This window comes from Agrobacterium sp. DE0009 (assembly GCF_007680755.1).
GTDB lineage: Bacteria > Pseudomonadota > Alphaproteobacteria > Rhizobiales > Rhizobiaceae > Agrobacterium > Agrobacterium tumefaciens_B.
The window spans coordinates 613,060-630,845 of the sequence record NZ_VEIU01000002.1; the positions used below are offsets into that span (position 1 = coordinate 613,060).

Annotated in this window: 10 protein-coding genes and 1 pseudogene; 9 read left to right on the forward strand and 2 right to left on the reverse strand. The window is 58.5% G+C overall.

Going from position 1 to position 17,786, the window contains the following annotated elements:
* Positions 1–27: 27 nt before the first annotated feature.
* Positions 28–1,048, reverse strand: a pseudogene (locus FS804_RS12275) (IS110 family transposase).
* Between the two features lie 729 nt (positions 1,049–1,777).
* Between FS804_RS12275 and FS804_RS12280 the strand changes: the two are divergent.
* Complete coding sequence (locus tag FS804_RS12280) at positions 1,778–2,518, forward strand: hypothetical protein (RefSeq protein WP_144576807.1); 741 nt, start codon at positions 1,778–1,780, stop codon at positions 2,516–2,518.
* Positions 2,519–2,733: 215 nt separating this feature from the next.
* Here FS804_RS12280 and FS804_RS12285 read toward each other — a convergent pair whose 3' ends face one another.
* Positions 2,734–4,545, reverse strand: a complete 1,812-nt coding sequence (locus tag FS804_RS12285) for an ABC transporter ATP-binding protein/permease (RefSeq protein WP_144576809.1) — start codon at positions 4,543–4,545, stop codon at positions 2,734–2,736.
* A 292-nt stretch (positions 4,546–4,837) separates the two neighbouring features.
* Here FS804_RS12285 and FS804_RS12295 point away from each other — a divergent pair, with 292 nt between their 5' ends.
* The 8 genes from FS804_RS12295 (at position 4,838) to glgX (ending at position 17,745) form a co-directional block, all read left to right on the forward strand.
* Complete coding sequence (locus tag FS804_RS12295; protein WP_144576810.1) at positions 4,838–8,164, forward strand: DUF2126 domain-containing protein; 3,327 nt, start codon at positions 4,838–4,840, stop codon at positions 8,162–8,164.
* A gap of 1 nt (position 8,165) precedes the next feature.
* Complete coding sequence (locus FS804_RS12300) at positions 8,166–10,571, forward strand: circularly permuted type 2 ATP-grasp protein (protein WP_063950233.1); 2,406 nt, start codon at positions 8,166–8,168, stop codon at positions 10,569–10,571.
* Between the two features lie 3 nt (positions 10,572–10,574).
* Positions 10,575–11,453 (forward strand): transglutaminase family protein, encoded by an 879-nt coding sequence (locus FS804_RS12305; RefSeq protein ID WP_063950232.1) that lies wholly within the window; start codon positions 10,575–10,577, stop codon positions 11,451–11,453.
* A 167-nt stretch (positions 11,454–11,620) separates the two neighbouring features.
* Complete coding sequence (locus FS804_RS12310; RefSeq protein ID WP_144576811.1) at positions 11,621–12,859, forward strand: TadE/TadG family type IV pilus assembly protein; 1,239 nt, start codon at positions 11,621–11,623, stop codon at positions 12,857–12,859.
* A 121-nt stretch (positions 12,860–12,980) separates the two neighbouring features.
* Positions 12,981–14,603: an ABC-F family ATP-binding cassette domain-containing protein gene (locus FS804_RS12315; protein WP_144576812.1), complete on the forward strand. Its 1,623-nt coding sequence runs from the start codon at positions 12,981–12,983 to the stop codon at positions 14,601–14,603.
* Positions 14,604–14,952: 349 nt separating this feature from the next.
* Positions 14,953–15,219, forward strand: coding sequence for a SemiSWEET family sugar transporter (locus tag FS804_RS12320; RefSeq protein ID WP_144576814.1), 267 nt, complete (start codon positions 14,953–14,955; stop codon positions 15,217–15,219).
* A 110-nt stretch (positions 15,220–15,329) separates the two neighbouring features.
* Entirely contained in the window at positions 15,330–15,539 is a 210-nt protein-coding gene (locus FS804_RS12325; protein ID WP_144576815.1) for a DUF2934 domain-containing protein, read from the forward strand.
* A gap of 130 nt (positions 15,540–15,669) precedes the next feature.
* Entirely contained in the window at positions 15,670–17,745 is a 2,076-nt protein-coding gene (glgX, locus tag FS804_RS12330; protein ID WP_144576816.1) for a glycogen debranching protein GlgX, read from the forward strand.
* Positions 17,746–17,786: the final 41 nt, after the last annotated feature.

Sequence of the window (17,786 nt, forward strand, 5' to 3'; positions counted from 1 at the left end):
GCGCTCAGTTGTGAGCGCTACTTGATACTATGCCGTCACTCCCGCAGTTGGATTGAAGAACTCTCCGGTTTTCAGCATCGTGTGCATGATGACCGCAAGCTTTCGTGCGACCGCCACAGCAGCTCTTTTGAAGCCGATCCTTTCTCGCAGTTGAAGCCCCATGTTCGCAATGAACTCTGCACGGAGCGGCGCGTAAGAATTACCGCAGCCGCTTCGTACAGGAGCCCGCGCAAGTGGCGTCTCCTCTTCGAGATATGTGTCCATCATAATCGCTTCACCGGATTAATAGCGGCGCGCGGTGAGGCTGATCCATGCACCCACGGATCGTGACTTCCTGAAGTTTTCCGGCTCTTCAATGGCGGTAGCGAAAGATGTCGCAGTGATTGCTCCCACGCCCGGGATGGACATCAGGATGCGGCAGGCCTGGCTTTGACGGGCATCCGCGACCAACTGGCGTCCAAGGTCTGCGGCGCGAGCGCGGAGACCTTTCCAGGCATCAAGAAGCGGTAGCACGATATGGGCGAGATCATCATCGCTAGGAAGAAGATTTCGAACGTTCTTCTCGAACACGCTTCCTTTACCGGCCGGAACGACCAGGCCGAACGTCTTCATGATGCCGCGGATCTGGTTGGAGAGTTCGGTCGTCATAGGACCAAACGGGTGCGGGCCGCGACGAGCGTGCGCGCTAACATGCTGTCGAACCCCTTTACGCGAACCTCGCGAAAGAATCCCACCTCCGCCAGGTGGGCCAGCCCATCAGCGTCATTGGCATCCGTTTTATTCGTCGCCATGTCGAGCGCTGCTTTGGCGTGTCTTGCATCAATGCAGATGATAGGAAGGTTTTTGGCTCGAAGCGCGTGATAGAACCACACGGAGAGCGGCCCTGTTTCAAACACCACGCGTATCACCGCGGGTGCTCGTTTGCGGATCAACTCGGCAATGATATGAGGATCTGATGCGCATTTCCGCACCAGACACGCACCCCATCCCGACGGATGGCAAGTGCTGTCTCTTTCATAGATACATCGAGGCCGATATACTCTTCCATGGCTGTTCTCCGTTGATGCTGGGCCCGGCGTCCAGTCGAGAGCCCGTACTTCATCTTATCGGGGAACAGCCGCCATCCAAGATCAGGATCTGATCGAGAGGGGCATCGTTCCCGCGATTACCCCATGTGGACGCCTCCTTCGCCACCCTTGTGGAAGTGTGGCAGTATTCAAAGTGTTCACCACCAGGAGGTTGACTCAATGACGCAGGTAGTTCTCATCGGCTTGGATGTAGCCAAGCATGTTTTCCAACTGCATGCAGTGGCTCAGACGGACGTGTTGTTTTCCGCCGACAGGTCCGGCGGCCTCAGCTAGTGAAGTTTTTTATGTCGATCCCACCATGCATGGTCGCGATGGAAGCTTGTGGGACCGCGCCGTGTTGGGGCCGGCAACTGGAAGAGCTTGGCCATGAAGTATCCCTTATACTGCCGGTTCACGTCAGGCATTTCGTGAAGAGACAGAAGAACGATGCTGCTGACGCCGAGGCCATCGCGGAGGCCGCGCAGCAACCCGACATGCGCCGAGCGCCTGCTTTAGGCGCTTTGCCACCACGATGCTCTCTGGGGAGATTACCTGGATACGCAGCGACGTCATATCTGGCGTTTCCACGCGGAGAACCCCCACCTCATCCAGCAATATGACGACCTTCTTTTTGAACTTTTATCCCTCCACCCGTGAAACATCGCTCATGGTCTGGCCGCATGTCGGGTATCCGGGCTGAGAGGGCTGATATGAAAACGATAAATGAAACCGAAAATCCCGGAGCAGATCATGCAGATGCGGTTGAGCTAGCAGACCATTTGCGATCTTCAACGCGGCTGCGCAGCCACCTGAAAATAGCGGCCGGCGTGATGCTAATAATCGCAACAGGCGGAAGTCTCGCGCTCCTTTCACCAGGCGGCAATGCGGTGGCCGGAGCGAACGACAAACAGCAGCCTCGGGCTGTTCAAAATCAGCCGCAGGAAAAGAAACCTGGTGTCCAGCCGCAAAGGTCGGCCGATCCGGCGCCGGGGTCGGTGCAGGCCGGGGCCGGGCAACCGGCCGAAGGCATCTTTTCCGAGAATGCAACCAAAATTGGTGCGACCACCTGTGCCGGTTTCTACGGTGCCCTCGGCAAGGACATCACGCTCGGCACTACCTTTGCCGTTCAGACGCAAACGGCAGGGAGCGACCCCGCGGAACACGCCACCCTCGGCCTCATCGGCATGAACTTCAACAATCCGAATGACTATGCCGGCCCCGGAAGCGGCGTCGTTCTGGCGGTTCCCACGGCGAAAGGCTGCGAGGGGAACATGGTGAAAATCGTGCCGTTCCCGCAAAGTTGCGTCGTCGCCCAGTCAAGTCTTCCAGAGGGCAGCAACAAGCAGACCCCGATTATGGGCATGGATGTGTTCGGACTGCCAGGCGGCAGCCAGGCGATGTTCATGCCCTCAACGGGCGGCTGCGTCATCGTGACAGTTGCCCGACGCTGAGAGTCAACGCGACCACATCGTGCGGGTCATTCACCGCACGATGTTTCTCGAGGGCCCACCAGGCGGGCGTCACGCATTGCGTCCGAGCACCACAAAAGCGATGATATGCGGCATTCCTGGTTATCCGGTTTCACCAGACATGCATTTAACAGGGCCCGCCGCAACGTGTGTTCATTTAACACTGCGCTGAAAATCAGTGCGGCACGCCCCGCCCTTCATTCCAGCTGAGTGTTATCGACATTGGCGAGATTCTCCTTCGGCATGGCATGATCGAGATGGGCGACGTCAGGCGTCAGGGTCGACAGAAACGTCTCGGACCGGCCGATATAGATGATCGCCGCACCCTCGATGCCGTTCAGGACCTCCGCCAGTGTATCCTGCGTCTGCTTTTCCAGCCCTTCCAGCAAATCGTCGATCACAATGAATTTCGGTTTCAAAAGCAGCGCATTGGCGATGCGGATACCGGCCTGTTCGTCCGAGTCGAGTTTCTTGTCCCAGCGGATATTCTCATCGAGACGCGCGGTCATTTCCGCAAGCCCGCATGCGGTGAGTGCTGCGACATACTCCGCATCCGCATAACGCTGCGGTGCGCGTGGATAGGCAAGGATTTCGCGAAGTGTTCCCGCTGGAAGGTAGCCATGCTGGGCAATGAAAAGCGTGTCCGATTGTTCTGGCATTTCGATCCTGCCCTGCCCCCAGGGCCACAGGCCAGCCATGGCTGCGAACAGGAGGCGCCGGTTGACGCCCTGCTCACCATTGACCATCAGCCGCTGGCCGGGGCCGATCTCGACCTCCGCCTCGCGCAGGCGGAACCCGCGCTCAAGATCCTGTCCGCCCGCCTCCCGGCAGATCGTCACCGACCGCAGACGGATTTTTTCATGCTCCGCGTTGCGGTCGAGATCGATCGTGAGGCCGTGCTGCTCGACGCTATCCATTTGAATGAGAGCGTTGCGAAAGACCGAAACGCGCTGCAACGTCGCCTTCCAGCTGGCGATCGGGCCGAAATTATCGATATACCAGCGCAGCGCCGTGTTGACCTGGTTGAACGCTCCAACGGCCATCATCAGCCCGCCGAAGGTGAGGTTGCCGGAAAAATAGACCGGTGCCGCAATCAAAATTGGCGCGACCACCGCCAGCCAGCCATAACCTGCGGAGACCCATGTCAGATGCGTCAAGGCCATGGCAAGCCCGCGAATGACGCCGAGCACGGCGTCGATATCGATGCCGATGCGGCGTCTCTCGTTTTTCTCACCTCGAGCGAGCGCGATCGCCGCGAGATTTTCGCTTGCCCTCATCAACGAAAAGCGCAGCTCCGCTTCCTTTGAGTAACGCTCGGCATTCAACCCCACCAGCCGATACCCGACGAGATTGCTGAGAAGCGAGGCCGACCCTGCATAAAGGATCGCCGCCCAGACCATATAGCCCGGTATCGCGTAGGTATCGCCACTGATCGTGATTGCAAAGCCCGCCGAAAGTGACCAGAGGACACCGATGAAGCTGACGAGCAGTATCGTTGCATTGACGAGGCCGATGGAAAGGGCTGTGCTGCTTTCCGCAAGATTGCGGACGTCGTCATGCAGGCGCTGATCCGGGTTGATGGAAATCGTGCCAAAGCTGGCGAGCCGGGCCGCGCGACCCGGCTTCAGCCACTGGTCCACCATATCCTTGGCGAGACCCTCGCGCATGTTGAGAGCCGTCATCTGGTTGAGCCAGGTCTGGATGACATTGAGCAGCAATAGTAGCCCGGCAATGATGGCGAAAACTTCGAGCTGATGAAGGAAGGCATCGAGATCGCGCCGCTCAAGTGCGTTATAAAAGGGCGCGTTCCATTCATTGAGCCTGATCTGCCCGTAGGCAGTGAGCAATATCACCGTCAGCAGAGCCACCGATAACAGGATTAGCCGCGTGCGCACCGGCGACGTCCAGAAGGCACGGCCCATCATGCGCAGCTGTGCTGGAAAATCGAGATCGAAACCCGAAAGATTAGCCGCGCCTTTGCGCTGATCGTCGGTTACCGATGTTGCCATTCATTCCATTCCGAAACGCCAATCGGCAAAGAAAGCGGGTCGCGATTCTGCGCCTTGCGATGCCAAGCAATAACATGCCGTTCACCCTTGTCCACAATCGCGGCAAAATCTGAACGGCAGTGACTAAAAAGCCGGGGCAATTCTTTGTGCGGGGAAGTACCGCCATCCAAAGCGAACAATGCGATTGCCCCCGGAAATGATCCTTGCTTTCTCTTCCTGCATTGCACAAAATCCCGTTAATTTCAGAGGGGCGGACAACCGCATAAACCGGAAAACCGGGCAAGGCAGATTAATGGCGATCAAAGCGAGCATCTATCATCTGACGCATTATAAATACGATAACCCGGTCCGCCTTGGACCACAGATTATAAGACTGAAGCCCGCCTCGCATTCCCGAACCCGCGTCATCAGCCATTCGCTCAAGGTTTCGCCTACAAACCACTTCGTGAACCTTCAGCAAGACCCCTACGGCAATTACCTCGCCCGCTTCGTTTTTCCCGAGCCGGCGACGGAGTTCAAGATCGAGGTCGATCTTGTCGCCGATATGACGGTTTATAATCCGTTCGACTTTTTTGTAGAGGAAGAGGCGACCAAGTGGCCCTTCGATTATCCGCAGGAACTGCGGGACGATCTTTCCATTTACATGAAGCCGGAGCCAGCGGGCCCTTTGCTCTCCGCCTTCATGGCCACCGTCGACCGCACACCTGGGCAACCAACCGTAGATATGGTTGTCGGCCTCAATGCCCGGCTGCAGCAGGAAATTGGGTACGTGATCCGCATGGAACCCGGCGTCCAGACGCCCGAGGAGACGCTCGCCTCCGGCAAGGGTTCGTGTCGCGACACAAGCTGGCTGCTGGTGCAGGTTCTGCGGCACCTTGGGCTCGCGGCACGCTTCGTGTCGGGATATCTCATTCAGCTGACGCCTGATCTCAAGGCCCTCGATGGCCCCTCCGGGACCGAAGTCGATTTTACCGATCTGCACGCCTGGGCCGAAGTCTATATGCCCGGTGCCGGCTGGATCGGCCTCGACCCGACCTCCGGGCTGCTGACGGGAGAGAGCCATATTCCACTCGCGGCAACGCCACATTACCGCAATGCGGCACCGATCTCGGGTGGATATTTCGGCCACGCCAATACCGAATTCGCCTTCGACATGCAGGTTCGGCGGGTTGCGGAAACGCCGCGCATCACGAAACCGTTCTCCGATGAGAGCTGGGACGATCTTAATGCTCTTGGCCATAGGGTGGATGAGGTTCTCAACAGCCATGATGTCCGGTTGACAATGGGCGGCGAGCCGACGTTCGTATCCATCGATGATTTCGAGTCCGACGAATGGAATACCGGCGCGGTGGGGCCGACAAAACGTGAGAAAGCAGACATCCTGATCCGCCGTCTGCGGGAACGCTTCGCACCGGGCGGCTTTTTGCATTATGGACAGGGAAAATGGTATCCCGGCGAAAGCCTGCCGCGCTGGACTTTCTCGCTTTACTGGCGAAAAGACGGTCTCCCCATCTGGCAAAATCCTGATCTGATCGCCAATGAGGGCGCAGACACGGGCGTTGGTGCCGACGATGCGCAGAAACTACTAGGCGGCATCGCAACACAGCTCGGCATCGAAGGCGATATGGTGTTGCCCGCCTATGAGGATCCAGCCGAATGGATCATCAAAGAAGGAAGCCTTCCCGACAATGTCGATCCGTCCAATTCCAAGTTGAAAGACCCGGAAGAACGAAACCGCCTCGCCCGCGTCTTCGAGCGCGGACTGACGACGCCAACGGGCTATATCCTTCCTGTTCAGGCGTGGAACGCGGGGGCTGGCGGCAAGCGCTGGATCAGCGAGAAGTGGAAGACCCGTCGCGGCAAGATATTCCTTGTTCCCGGCGACAGCCCCGTGGGTTATCGCCTCCCGCTCGGCACCCTGCCCTACGTGCCGCCATCTGCTTATCCCTACATCCATGAGGCCGATCCTTCTATTCCCCGCGGTCCGCTTCCCGATGCCTTCAAGCCATCCGGCCGCCCCATGCCGGAAGCGTCTTTCCAGGCAAGCGAGGTTTCGGGGCAGGAGCGGATCGAACAGACGCTCGGCGAGATTGGCGGTGCGGTGCGGACGGCCCTTTCCGTCGAGCCGCGCGATGGCCGGCTCTGCGTCTTCATGCCGCCGGTCGAGCGCATCGAAGATTATCTGGAGCTGATAGCCGCCGCAGAAGCAGCCGCTGCCGAGCAAGGATTGCCCGTGCACATCGAAGGATATGCGCCGCCCCATGACGAGCGCATCAACGTCATCCGGGTCGCGCCCGATCCCGGTGTCATCGAGGTCAACATCCATCCCGCTTCGAGCTGGAAGGATTGCGTCGACATCACCACCGCAGTCTATGAGGAGGCGCGCCAGTCGCGTCTCGGTGCCGACAAGTTCATGATCGACGGTCGTCACACCGGCACAGGCGGCGGCAACCACGTGGTGGTTGGGGGCGCGAGCCCCAATGACAGCCCGTTCCTGCGCCGTCCCGATCTTCTCAAAAGCCTCGTGCTCCACTGGCAGCGGCATCCGTCACTCTCCTATCTTTTCTCAGGCCTGTTCATCGGCCCGACGAGTCAGGCGCCGCGCATCGACGAGGCCCGGCACGACAGCCTTTATGAGCTGGAAATAGCGTTGGCGCAGGTGCCCCCACCCGGTGAAGGGGTGCCACCGCTGCCATGGCTGGTCGATCGCCTGTTCCGCAACCTGCTGACGGATGTGACAGGCAATACCCACCGCGCTGAAATCTGCATCGACAAGCTGTTCTCGCCAGATGGGCCGACCGGTCGTCTCGGGCTGGTGGAATTTCGCGGCTTTGAAATGCCGCCCAATGCCCGCATGTCGCTTGCCCAGCAATTGCTGGTGCGTGCCCTTATTGCCCGTTTCTGGAAAAATCCGGCCGCCGGCAAATTCGTGCGCTGGGGCACGGCGCTCGCTGATCGCTTCATGCTGCCGCATTATATCTGGGCCGACTTTCTGGATGTGCTGGCTGACCTCCGTGAAAACGGATTCGACGTGAAACCTGAATGGTTCACGGCCCAGCAGGAATTCCGTTTCCCGTTCTTTGGTGAAGTAGAATACGAGGGCGCGAAACTCGAATTGCGCCAGGCGCTGGAGCCGTGGCATGTCATGGGCGAACAGGGCGCCATTGGCGGCACCGTGCGTTTCGTCGACAGCTCCGTCGAGCGGCTGCAGGTGCGGCTGGAAACCTCCAATCCCGCCCGTTACACCGTGGCCTGCAACGGCCGCGCCGTCCCGCTGACGCCCACGGAAAATCGTAGCGTTTCGGTGGCCGGCGTCCGCTTCAAGGCCTGGCAGCCCGCCTCCGGTCTGCACCCGGTTTTGCCGGTCAATTCACCCTTGACCTTTGACATTTATGATGCATGGTCCAGGCGATCGATCGGCGGATGCATCTACCATGTTGCTCATCCGGGCGGGCGCAATTACGAGACCTTTCCCGTCAACGGCAACGAGGCGGAGGCACGCCGCCTCGCCCGTTTCGAACCATGGGGACATACGGCAGGGCAATATCCGTTGCAGGCGGAAACCGTGTCGCCAGAATTTCCGCTGACGCTTGATCTGCGCCGGCCTTACGGAGTGTAAATTGTCCAAAGCCCCGGCAACGGATCGCAAGTTGAAGACGGGCCCGCAACCGAGCGGGCTTGACTATTTCCCGCTGCCGGGTGTGGCCGATGAAATGCTCGATACCAACGGCAGGGTTAGGCCGGTATGGAGGACCCTGCTCGAGGCACTGTCGCGCATGTCGGAGCGGGAACTGCATGAGCGTTTTGCCCGCACCGACCGCTATCTGCGCGACGCCGGGGTATTCTATCGCGATTACGGCAAGGGCAGCGGTGAGAGAAACTGGCCGATTTCCCACATTCCGGTCCTGATCGACGACCGGGAATGGGCTGTGCTTTCGGAAGGCTTAAAGCAGCGCGCCGATCTCCTGGAGGCGATGGTCGCTGACTTCTATGGCGAGAACCGGCTGGTCAAGGAAGGCTATGTGCCACCGGCGCTGATTGCCTCCAATCCGGAATATCTGCGCCCCATGGTTGGCGTGAAGCCAGCGAGCGGCCACTACCTGCATTTCTGCTCTTTCGAAATCGGCCGGGGGCCGGACGGAAATTGGTGGGTGCTGGCCGACCGGACGCAGGCGCCCTCAGGGGCCGGCTTCGCGCTGGAAAACCGAGTGGCGACAACCCGCGCCCTGTCCGATATCTACGCGGAAAGCCATGTGCATCGCCTCGCCTCGTTTTTTGGGGCCTTCCGTGATGCCCTGCAGTCGCACCGGAAACACCCTGACGACCGCATCGCGGTGTTGACCCCCGGCCCCGCCAACGAGACCTATTTCGAACATGCCTATATAGCCCGTTATCTCGGCTTCATGTTGCTGGAAGGCGAGGACCTGACGGTCGTTAACGGTCGCGTCATGGTCAGAACTGTGGCCGGACTGAAGCCCATTGGCGTGCTGTGGCGACGTCTCGATGCCTCCTATTCCGATCCTCTCGAGCTCAACCAGCACTCCCATATCGGCACGCCGGGCATGGTCCAGGCGCTGCGCAATGAAGCGCTGACGATCGTTAATGCGCTCGGCAGCGGCATTCTGGAAACGCGGGCGCTGCTTGCCTTCATGCCGCGCATCTGCCGCCACCTTCTCGGGGAGGAGCTAAAACTTCCATCCATCGCCACCTGGTGGTGCGGACAGGAAGCCGAGCGTCGCCATGTTGCCTCCAATATTGAAGGCATGGTCATTGGCCCCGCTTATTCGCGGTTGCCTTTTTTTGATGATAACGGCCAATCCGTACTCGGCTCCTCATTGCGTGAAACAGCCAAGGAATCGATCAGCGACTGGCTTGCTTCCGACGGCCACAGGCTGGTGGGCCAGGAAGTGGTGAAGCTTTCGACCACACCTGCCTATGTCGACAACAAGCTTGTCCCGCGTCCGATGAGCCTTCGCGTCTTTGCCGCCCGTACGCAGGAGGGCTGGCAGATCATGCCCGGTGGCTTTGCCCGCATCGGCAGCGGCGACGATGTCTCCGCCATCGCCATGCAGTCGGGTGGAAGTGCCGCTGACGTCTGGATCGTCAGCGACCAGCCGGTTGAGCGCACATCGCTGCTGCCAGCGGAAGAGAGTTTCACCCGCAATATGCCGGGAAGCCTGCCGAGCCGCGCCGCCGACAACCTCTTCTGGCTTGGCCGCTATATCGAACGCTCGGAAGGCGTGCTGCGTATCCTGCGCGCATGGCACGGGCGCTTCGCGGAATCCGCCGATCCGCGCCAGCCGCTGCTTGCCCATGTGACGCGTTATCTCGAAGCGCTCGACGTCGAGATGAATGATGCGGTGCCGGAAAGTCTGCTCAACAACATCAACAGCGCTCTTTATTCGGCCAGCAATATTCGCGACCGCTTTTCACCGGATGGCTGGCTGGCGCTGAACGATCTCGCCAAGACCGCGCGGCGTTTCCACGCCAAGGTGGCGCCCGGCGACGACGCCACCCATGCGATGACGATCCTGCTGCGCAAGCTCGCCGGTTTTGCGGGCCTTGTGCACGAAAACATGTATCGCTTCACGGGCTGGCGTTTCCTCTCGATTGGCCGTTATCTCGAGCGCGGGCTGCATATGACGCGGCTTCTCGGCCACATGGCCGGTCCCGACGCTCCGGATGGTTCTTACGACATGCTGCTTGAGATCGGCGACAGCGTGATGACCCATCGCCGGCGTTACAACGTCAACACGGCCGGTCTGACCGTCACCGATCTTCTGGCGCTTGATCCGCTCAATCCGCGCTCGATATTGTTCCAGCTGAATGAAATCCGCACCGAGGTGGAGCAGCTTCCGAACGCTTTCGTCAATGGTCAGATGTCTCCCTTCTATCGGGAGGCAATGCGTTTGCATTCCGGACTGGCGGTCATGACACCTGAGACCATGAACGGCGCGATATATCGTCAGCTTGAGACCGATATGGAACATCTCTCCGATGTTCTGGCTCGGACCTACCTCGGATAACCGATGCTTTACGACCTTTCCCTGCATATGGGTTATACCTACGACACGCCAGCCCACGGCGCACGCCACATCATTCGTATCCTGCCGCTCTCGATACCGGGTCGGCAAAGGCTGGTCGCCGGATCCATCGATGTTTTGCCGACGCCGGAAGAGCGTGTCGTCTTCGAGGACTTCTTCCATCAGTCTGCAACATCAGTGCATCTTCGTGCGCCGCATGAGAAGCTCGACATTCGCATGCAGGCGCGCGTGATGGTGGAGCCAATCGCACTGACCGCGGATTTTTCGCCGGAGCTTTCGCGCCTGCCACAGGAACTGGCGGATGTATGGTCGCTGGATTTCCAGTCACCCCACCATCTCGTCGGTGCAAGCCCTAGAATTGGAACGGATGCGGCGATCTCCGCCTATGCACGGGACATGGTGGAACCCGGAATGACCATTCGCGAAATCGCTCTTTCGCTCTGCAAGCATATCCACAAGGACTTCACGTATGATGGCGAGGCAACGACGGTGGACACAACACCATCGGAAGCCTTCAAGCTCAAGCGCGGCGTGTGCCAGGATTTTTCGCACATCATGATCATGGCGCTGCGCAGCCTCGGTATTCCTGCCGGTTACGTCAGCGGTTTCCTGCGCACCATTCCGCCGCCTGGCAAAGAGCGGCTGGAAGGCGCGGATGCCATGCATGCCTGGGTGCGCATCTGGTGCGGTGAAGCAACAGGCTATCTGGAACTGGACCCAACGAATGATATTGCCGCGGGAAGCGACCATATCGTCGTCGGCTACGGCCGGGACTATTCCGATGTCGCTCCCGTCATCGGCGTCTTGAAGAGCTACGGTAACCAGCGGATAAAACAGGCGGTCGATGTCGTTCCCGTCCAATAACGATACGATCTGTATTATTGCGGACAACGCCTCAAGCAATTCTTGAAAATACTTCAAAATCTGCACCAATTTGAACGCTGCGTAAAATTGAAGCGGTCATGTTAGCGTATTTTACATCGTTTGCGGCTTTCCTGCGCTCAGTCGAATATTCTAATAGTGAGCACCCGATGACCGTCCTGCCGTGCAGAAGCCTCAAGCGCCGTTTCCTTGCAGATACGAGCGGAAATTTTGGCATGTTGACGGCTATATTGCTTCCGGTCCTGCTGGGCGTTGCAGGCGCCGGCTTGGAACTCGCAAATGTTATGCAGGCGAAAGCGAACCTGCAGAATACAGCAGATTCCGCCGCACTTGCCGCCGCAACGGAAGCGCGTCTGCGGGAGGGCAAACTGACCGACGAACAGATAAAGGAAATCGCCAAAGCCTTCATCGCCGGCCAGATGGACCAGAGCCTGACCGAGGAGCAGAAAAAGGAACTGGACGAGAATTCTCTCACCAATGTCGGGACAACCGAAAATGCTCGCGGCAAGACCTTCATCATTGAAACCAAGATAAACCAGAAAATCCAGCTTAACCCGCTGCTCGGTCTGATCGGGGCGCACACGATCGACGTTTCCGTAACGGGTACGGCAAAGAGTACCGTTAACAAAGGCGCGCCGATCTCCATGTATCTGGCGCTCGATCGTTCCGGTTCCATGTCGTTCAAGACGGACACAGTCGACACCAAAAAAACGTCCTGCCAGAACTACACTGCTGACAACTGGATCAAATATCCCAATCTTGCCAAGTCATCGCCGTGCTACGTCAACAAGGCCACCTCGCTGAAAACCGCAGTCGCGTTCCTTGTCGCAACGTTGAACAAGGCCGATCCGACCTACACGGCGAACGGCGGCTCGGAACTCGTCCGCACGGGCGCGTCTGTCTATACGCACGAGACCTATGCTGCCCAGCCCCTCAGCTGGGGGACGAACAGCGTCGTCACCTACGTCGACAAGCAGATCCCGGAATTCCCCACCGGCGGCACGGATGCCCGCAGCAGCCTGACCGCCGCCTACAACGCGCTTAAAACATCCAACCCCGCCGAAGCGAAAGCACACAAAGACAAGGGCAGTGAATCCTTCGAGCGCTATATCGTTCTCATGACCGATGGCGAGATGACGGGAAACAGTGCGTCGTGGAATTCCAGCATTGACCAGTCCGTGCGGACCACCTGCGAAACCGCGAAGAAGGACGGGATCAAAATTTTTACCGTCGCCTTCATGGCTCCCGACAAGGGCAAGGCGCTGCTGCAATATTGCGCTTCAAGTGCGGACAATTATTATGCGCCGGAAAACATGGAGCAGATCGTGACCGCGTTTGGCGAAATCGCCCGCAAGGCCGCCGGCAGTATCGCCACGCTGACAAATTGAAGGGGCTCGCGATCTCCCCGGATGAGGTTTATACCGTGCATGGCTGTCAGAACCTGCACGGCAGGTGACAGCGGCAGCGGCCCATGGCATAGGAGGGCCGCTCCCATTCACAGGCCCTGTCATGATCCGCATCGAAAATATCAGCAAGTCGAACAGCCATCGCATTCTCTATATCGAAGCCTCCGCCGCGCTCAATCGCGGCGAGAAGATCGGCCTCGTCGGCCCGAACGGCGCCGGCAAGACCACGCTGTTCCGGATGATAACGGGGGAAGAGCAGCCCGACGAAGGCCAGGTCGTTGTCGAGAAGGGCATGACGGTTGGCTATTTCGATCAGGACGTCGGCGAAATGTCCGGTAGGTCTGCCGTTGCCGAGGTCATGGAGGGGGCAGGTCCCGTCAGCGCCGTGGCCGCCGAACTGCGGGAGCTGGAAGCCGCGATGTCCGATCCTGACAGGATGGACGAGATGGACGCGATCATCGAGCGCTATGGCGAGGTGCAGGCGCGGTACGAGGAACTTGACGGCTATGCGCTCGAAGGCCGAGCGCGGGAAGTTCTTGCCGGACTGAGCTTCACCCAGGACATGATGGACGGTGACGTTTCCAAGCTATCAGGCGGATGGAAGATGCGCGTGGCGCTTGCCCGCATTCTGCTCATGCGCCCCGACGTGATGTTGCTCGACGAACCGTCGAACCATCTGGACCTTGAGAGCCTCATCTGGCTTGAGGACTTTCTGAAAAATTACGATGGCGCTTTGCTCATGACCTCGCATGACCGCGAATTCATGAACCGCATCGTTACAAAGATCATCGAAATCGATGCTGGTAACCTCACCACCTATTCCGGTGACTACGGTTTTTACGAGCAGCAGCGCGCCCAGAACGAAAAGCAGCAACAGGCACAGTTCGAGCGCCAGCAGGCGATGCTTGCCAAAGAAATCAAGTTCATCGAGCGTTTCAAGGCCCGCGCCTCGCACGCCTCGCAGGTGCAAAGCCGCGTGAAGAAGCTTGAGAAGATCGACCGTGTAGAGCCGCCGAAACGGCGACAGACGGTGGCATTCGAATTCGCGCCTGCACCGCGCTCAGGGGAGGATGTCGTCGCGCTGAAGAAGGTCAACAAGACCTATGGCAACCGCACGATCTATGACGACCTCGACTTCATGGTTCGCCGCAAGGAGCGCTGGTGCATCATGGGTGTGAATGGCGCCGGGAAATCGACATTGCTGAAAATGGTGACGGGAACGGCAGAACCGGATTCCGGCAATGTTACCCTCGGCGCCAGCGTCAAGCTGGGTTATTTCGCGCAGCACGCCATGGATGTCCTTGACGGTGACAGCACCATCCTCGAATGGCTGGAGGAACGGTTTCCCAAAGCCGGTCAAGCACCGCTGCGTGCCCTTGCCGGCTGCTTCGGCTTTTCTGGCGATGATGTCGAGAAGCGCTGCCGCGTTCTGTCCGGCGGCGAAAAAGCGCGCCTCGTCATGGCCGCCATGCTGTTCGACCCACCGAATTTCCTCGTGCTGGACGAGCCAACCAACCACCTTGATCTCGACACCAAGGAAATGCTGATCAAGGCACTGTCCGACTATGAAGGCACGATGCTTTTCGTATCGCACGACCGCCACTTCCTGGCCGCGCTTTCAAACCGCGTGCTGGAGCTGACACCTGAAGGCATCCATCAGTACGGCGGCGGCTACACCGAATATGTCGAGAGCACGGGACAGGAAGCACCAGGTCTGCGCAGCTGAGCTCAGGAACGTCAATCACGATTAGACGGAGTAGTCTCTGCGGAGCGTAGACAAAAAGAACGTAGGCGCCCGGCGGCATGGCTTTTTGATGTCCGCCGCCAAGGGCCATGATTTCATCGCTGAGTGACTGGTGCTGAATCCCCATCCGGCGCCGCGTAGCTCGAGATCAGACCAAACTGCCGTTTAAATCGGGCAAATGGTCCGCAAGTTCCCTAACCCGCGTATATAAAGGCTTGGAACCACGACTGGCCACCGCGGTTCGCACTATTGCTGTGCTCGAGCCGTCGTCCTGCGAAGGTGCTGATGGTTAGAAACGATTCTTGGTGGACTGCGCAGGAAAGGAACAGTGATGGATGCTGGTTTGATCGTTGGTTATCTCGCCTCGTTTTGCTCGGTTTCCAGTTTCATACCGCAGGTCTGGAAGGTGGTGAGAACAGGCGACACGGCAGCTATTTCGGCGCGCATATATTTCCTGACCGTGACGGGATTTGCGCTTTGGGCGACATTCGGTTTTCTGCGCAGCGAATGGCCGATCATTCTAACGAATTCCATCTGTTTCTGTCTCTCCGGCATCGTCCTGTTTAAAAAGCGACAGGCACAACGTCAGCACCGCTAAGATTTTTGCATTTGGCGATCTGGCGCGCGCTCGTGTGCCATGGCGGAACTTTCCTTTCGGGCTGAGGTTGGACAGGACGACATTTTCTCGAACCTTCAAGGGAGAACGACATGGGTACGGATCGCGAGGAATGGATTTCGAAACGCGCTTATGAACTATGGGAACAGGCGGGCCGCCCTGATGGGCAGGATGAAGAGCAGTGGCACGCCGCGAGCGCGGAATGGGAGGAGGAGTTCGGACCCACCGAAACCCCGCCACAGGACGACACCTCGTTGAAAAGCATTGATGCGGAGCGCACTGAAACGTCGCTCGCGCCTTAAGCGCGAATAATCTTCGCGACAGGGAGGAACCGTTCGGCTGCGCGGAGGTTGTTTGCGTGGCGGAAAACGAGTTCGTCTTTCCTCCAGATGCCACGACTTCCTTTCCCCGTCGAACTTTTCAGAGGCAATAATGATCAGCAGAAATTCCCGTATCGTCGCCGGTGACTATCGTCAACTCGGCGCGACAGCGGACGATAAGGGTGTGAATTTCGCGCTGTTCAGCGCGCATGCGGAGCGGGTGGAACTCTGCTTATATTCGGAAGACGGATCTCAGGAGGTCGATCGCTTCGATCTTCCAGAATATACGAATGAGATCTGGCACGGCTATGTGCCGGGACTGAAGCCAGGCGCACTTTATGGCTACCGTGTTCATGGTCCTTTCGACCCCGAAAAAGGTCACCGCTTCAATCCGAACAAATTACTTTTGGACCCCTATGCCAGAGAGCTCGTGGGCGATATTGCGTGGCAACAGGCCCAGTTCGCTTACGTTATCGGCAGCGAGGACAAGGATCTTTCGTTCGACGAGACCGATAGCGCGCAATTCGTCCCAAAAGCCCGAATCGTCGGATCGACAGACAAGCGTCCTCGTGCAACCCGCCCCGAAATTCCTTGGTCCAAGACAATATTTTACGAAACCCATGTCAAAGGCTTCACGCAGTTGCACTCGGCCGTTCCGCAAGAGCTTCGCGGGACTTTCGAGGGCCTCGGTCATAAAAATATCGTCGACTATGTCAAAGGCCTTGGCATCACCTCCATCGAGCTGTTGCCCGTGCACTGGTTCCCGGACGACGCCCACCTGTTGGACAAGGGGCTGAAGAACTTCTGGGGATATAACACGCTGGCTTTCTTCGCGCCGGCCAACCGATATTTTGGACCTCGCGGCATAGATGGTTTCCGCGACATGGTTCGTGCATTTCACGATGCCGGTATCGAAGTCATTCTCGATGTCGTCTACAACCATACGGCCGAAGGCAATGAGATGGGGCCGACGCTCTCCTTCCGGGGCATCGACAACTTTTCCTATTATCGCACGATGCCGGATCAGGCCCGGTATTACATCAATGATACCGGCACCGGAAACACCGTGAATACATCCCACCCCAGGGTTTTGCAGATGATCACGGACTCTCTGCGCTATTGGGCGCAGGAGATGGAAATAGATGGCTTTCGGTTTGATCTTGGAACAATTCTCGGGCGCGAGCCTGAAGGTTTTGACCAGCGCAGCGGCTTCTTCGATGCGGTTGGCCAGGATCCGGTTCTGTCGCGTCTGAAGCTGGTCGGTGAGCCCTGGGACATTGGCCCCGGCGGATACCAGGTAGGCGGGTTTCCTCCCGGCTGGGCCGAATGGAATGACAAATACCGCGACACCGTGCGCGACTACTGGCGGGATAAAGACGGTACCACGCCGGATTTTGCCGCACGAATTCTTGGTTCCGGTGACGTATACGACAAGCGCGGCCGCCGGCCCTGGTCGGGCGTCAACTTCCTGACGGCCCACGATGGCTTCACCCTCAACGATCTTGTCTCGTACAACGACAAACACAATGAGGCCAACGGGGAAGACAACAAGGACGGTCATGGCGACAACCGCAGTTTCAATTTTGGCGTCGAGGGCCCTACGGACGATGAGACAATCATCGCTCTTCGCGATCGCCAAAAGCGTAACTTCCTGGCGACGTTGTTCCTGTCCCACGGAACGCCCATGCTGCTGGCAGGCGACGAATTCGGCCGTAGCCAGATGGGCAACAATAACGGCTATTGTCAGGATAGCGAACTCAGTTGGGTCCACTGGGACAATCTGCCTGAAAGCGCCGACCAACTCCGTAATTTCGTCCGCAAACTGATCGCATTGCGCCATTCCCATTCGATCCTGAGGCGCGACGACTGGCGTGATGGCATGGTCATTACCTGGTACAATCCCGCCGCGACCGAACAGACGGAGGAACAGTGGGCTGATCCCGGCGCGACCACGATCGGTCTACGGGTTTCCCGTGATCATGACGAGGAAGAGGGCTGGGACGACATTCTCATCCTCTTCAATCCACATGACGGGCACGTGCCGTTCGCCTTGCCCGAGGTTGAGGGCGGCTGGTTTGAAGTACTGACCACCGCCGATCCTCTCCTGGAAGAGCGGGAGGTGGGGGATTCTCCATATGATCTGGTCGAACGCAGTCTGGTCCTGCTTCGCTCCGGGAAGCACCGCTGACGTGGATGGCCGGCGCCATTGAGCCCTGCTCCGGCCGATAT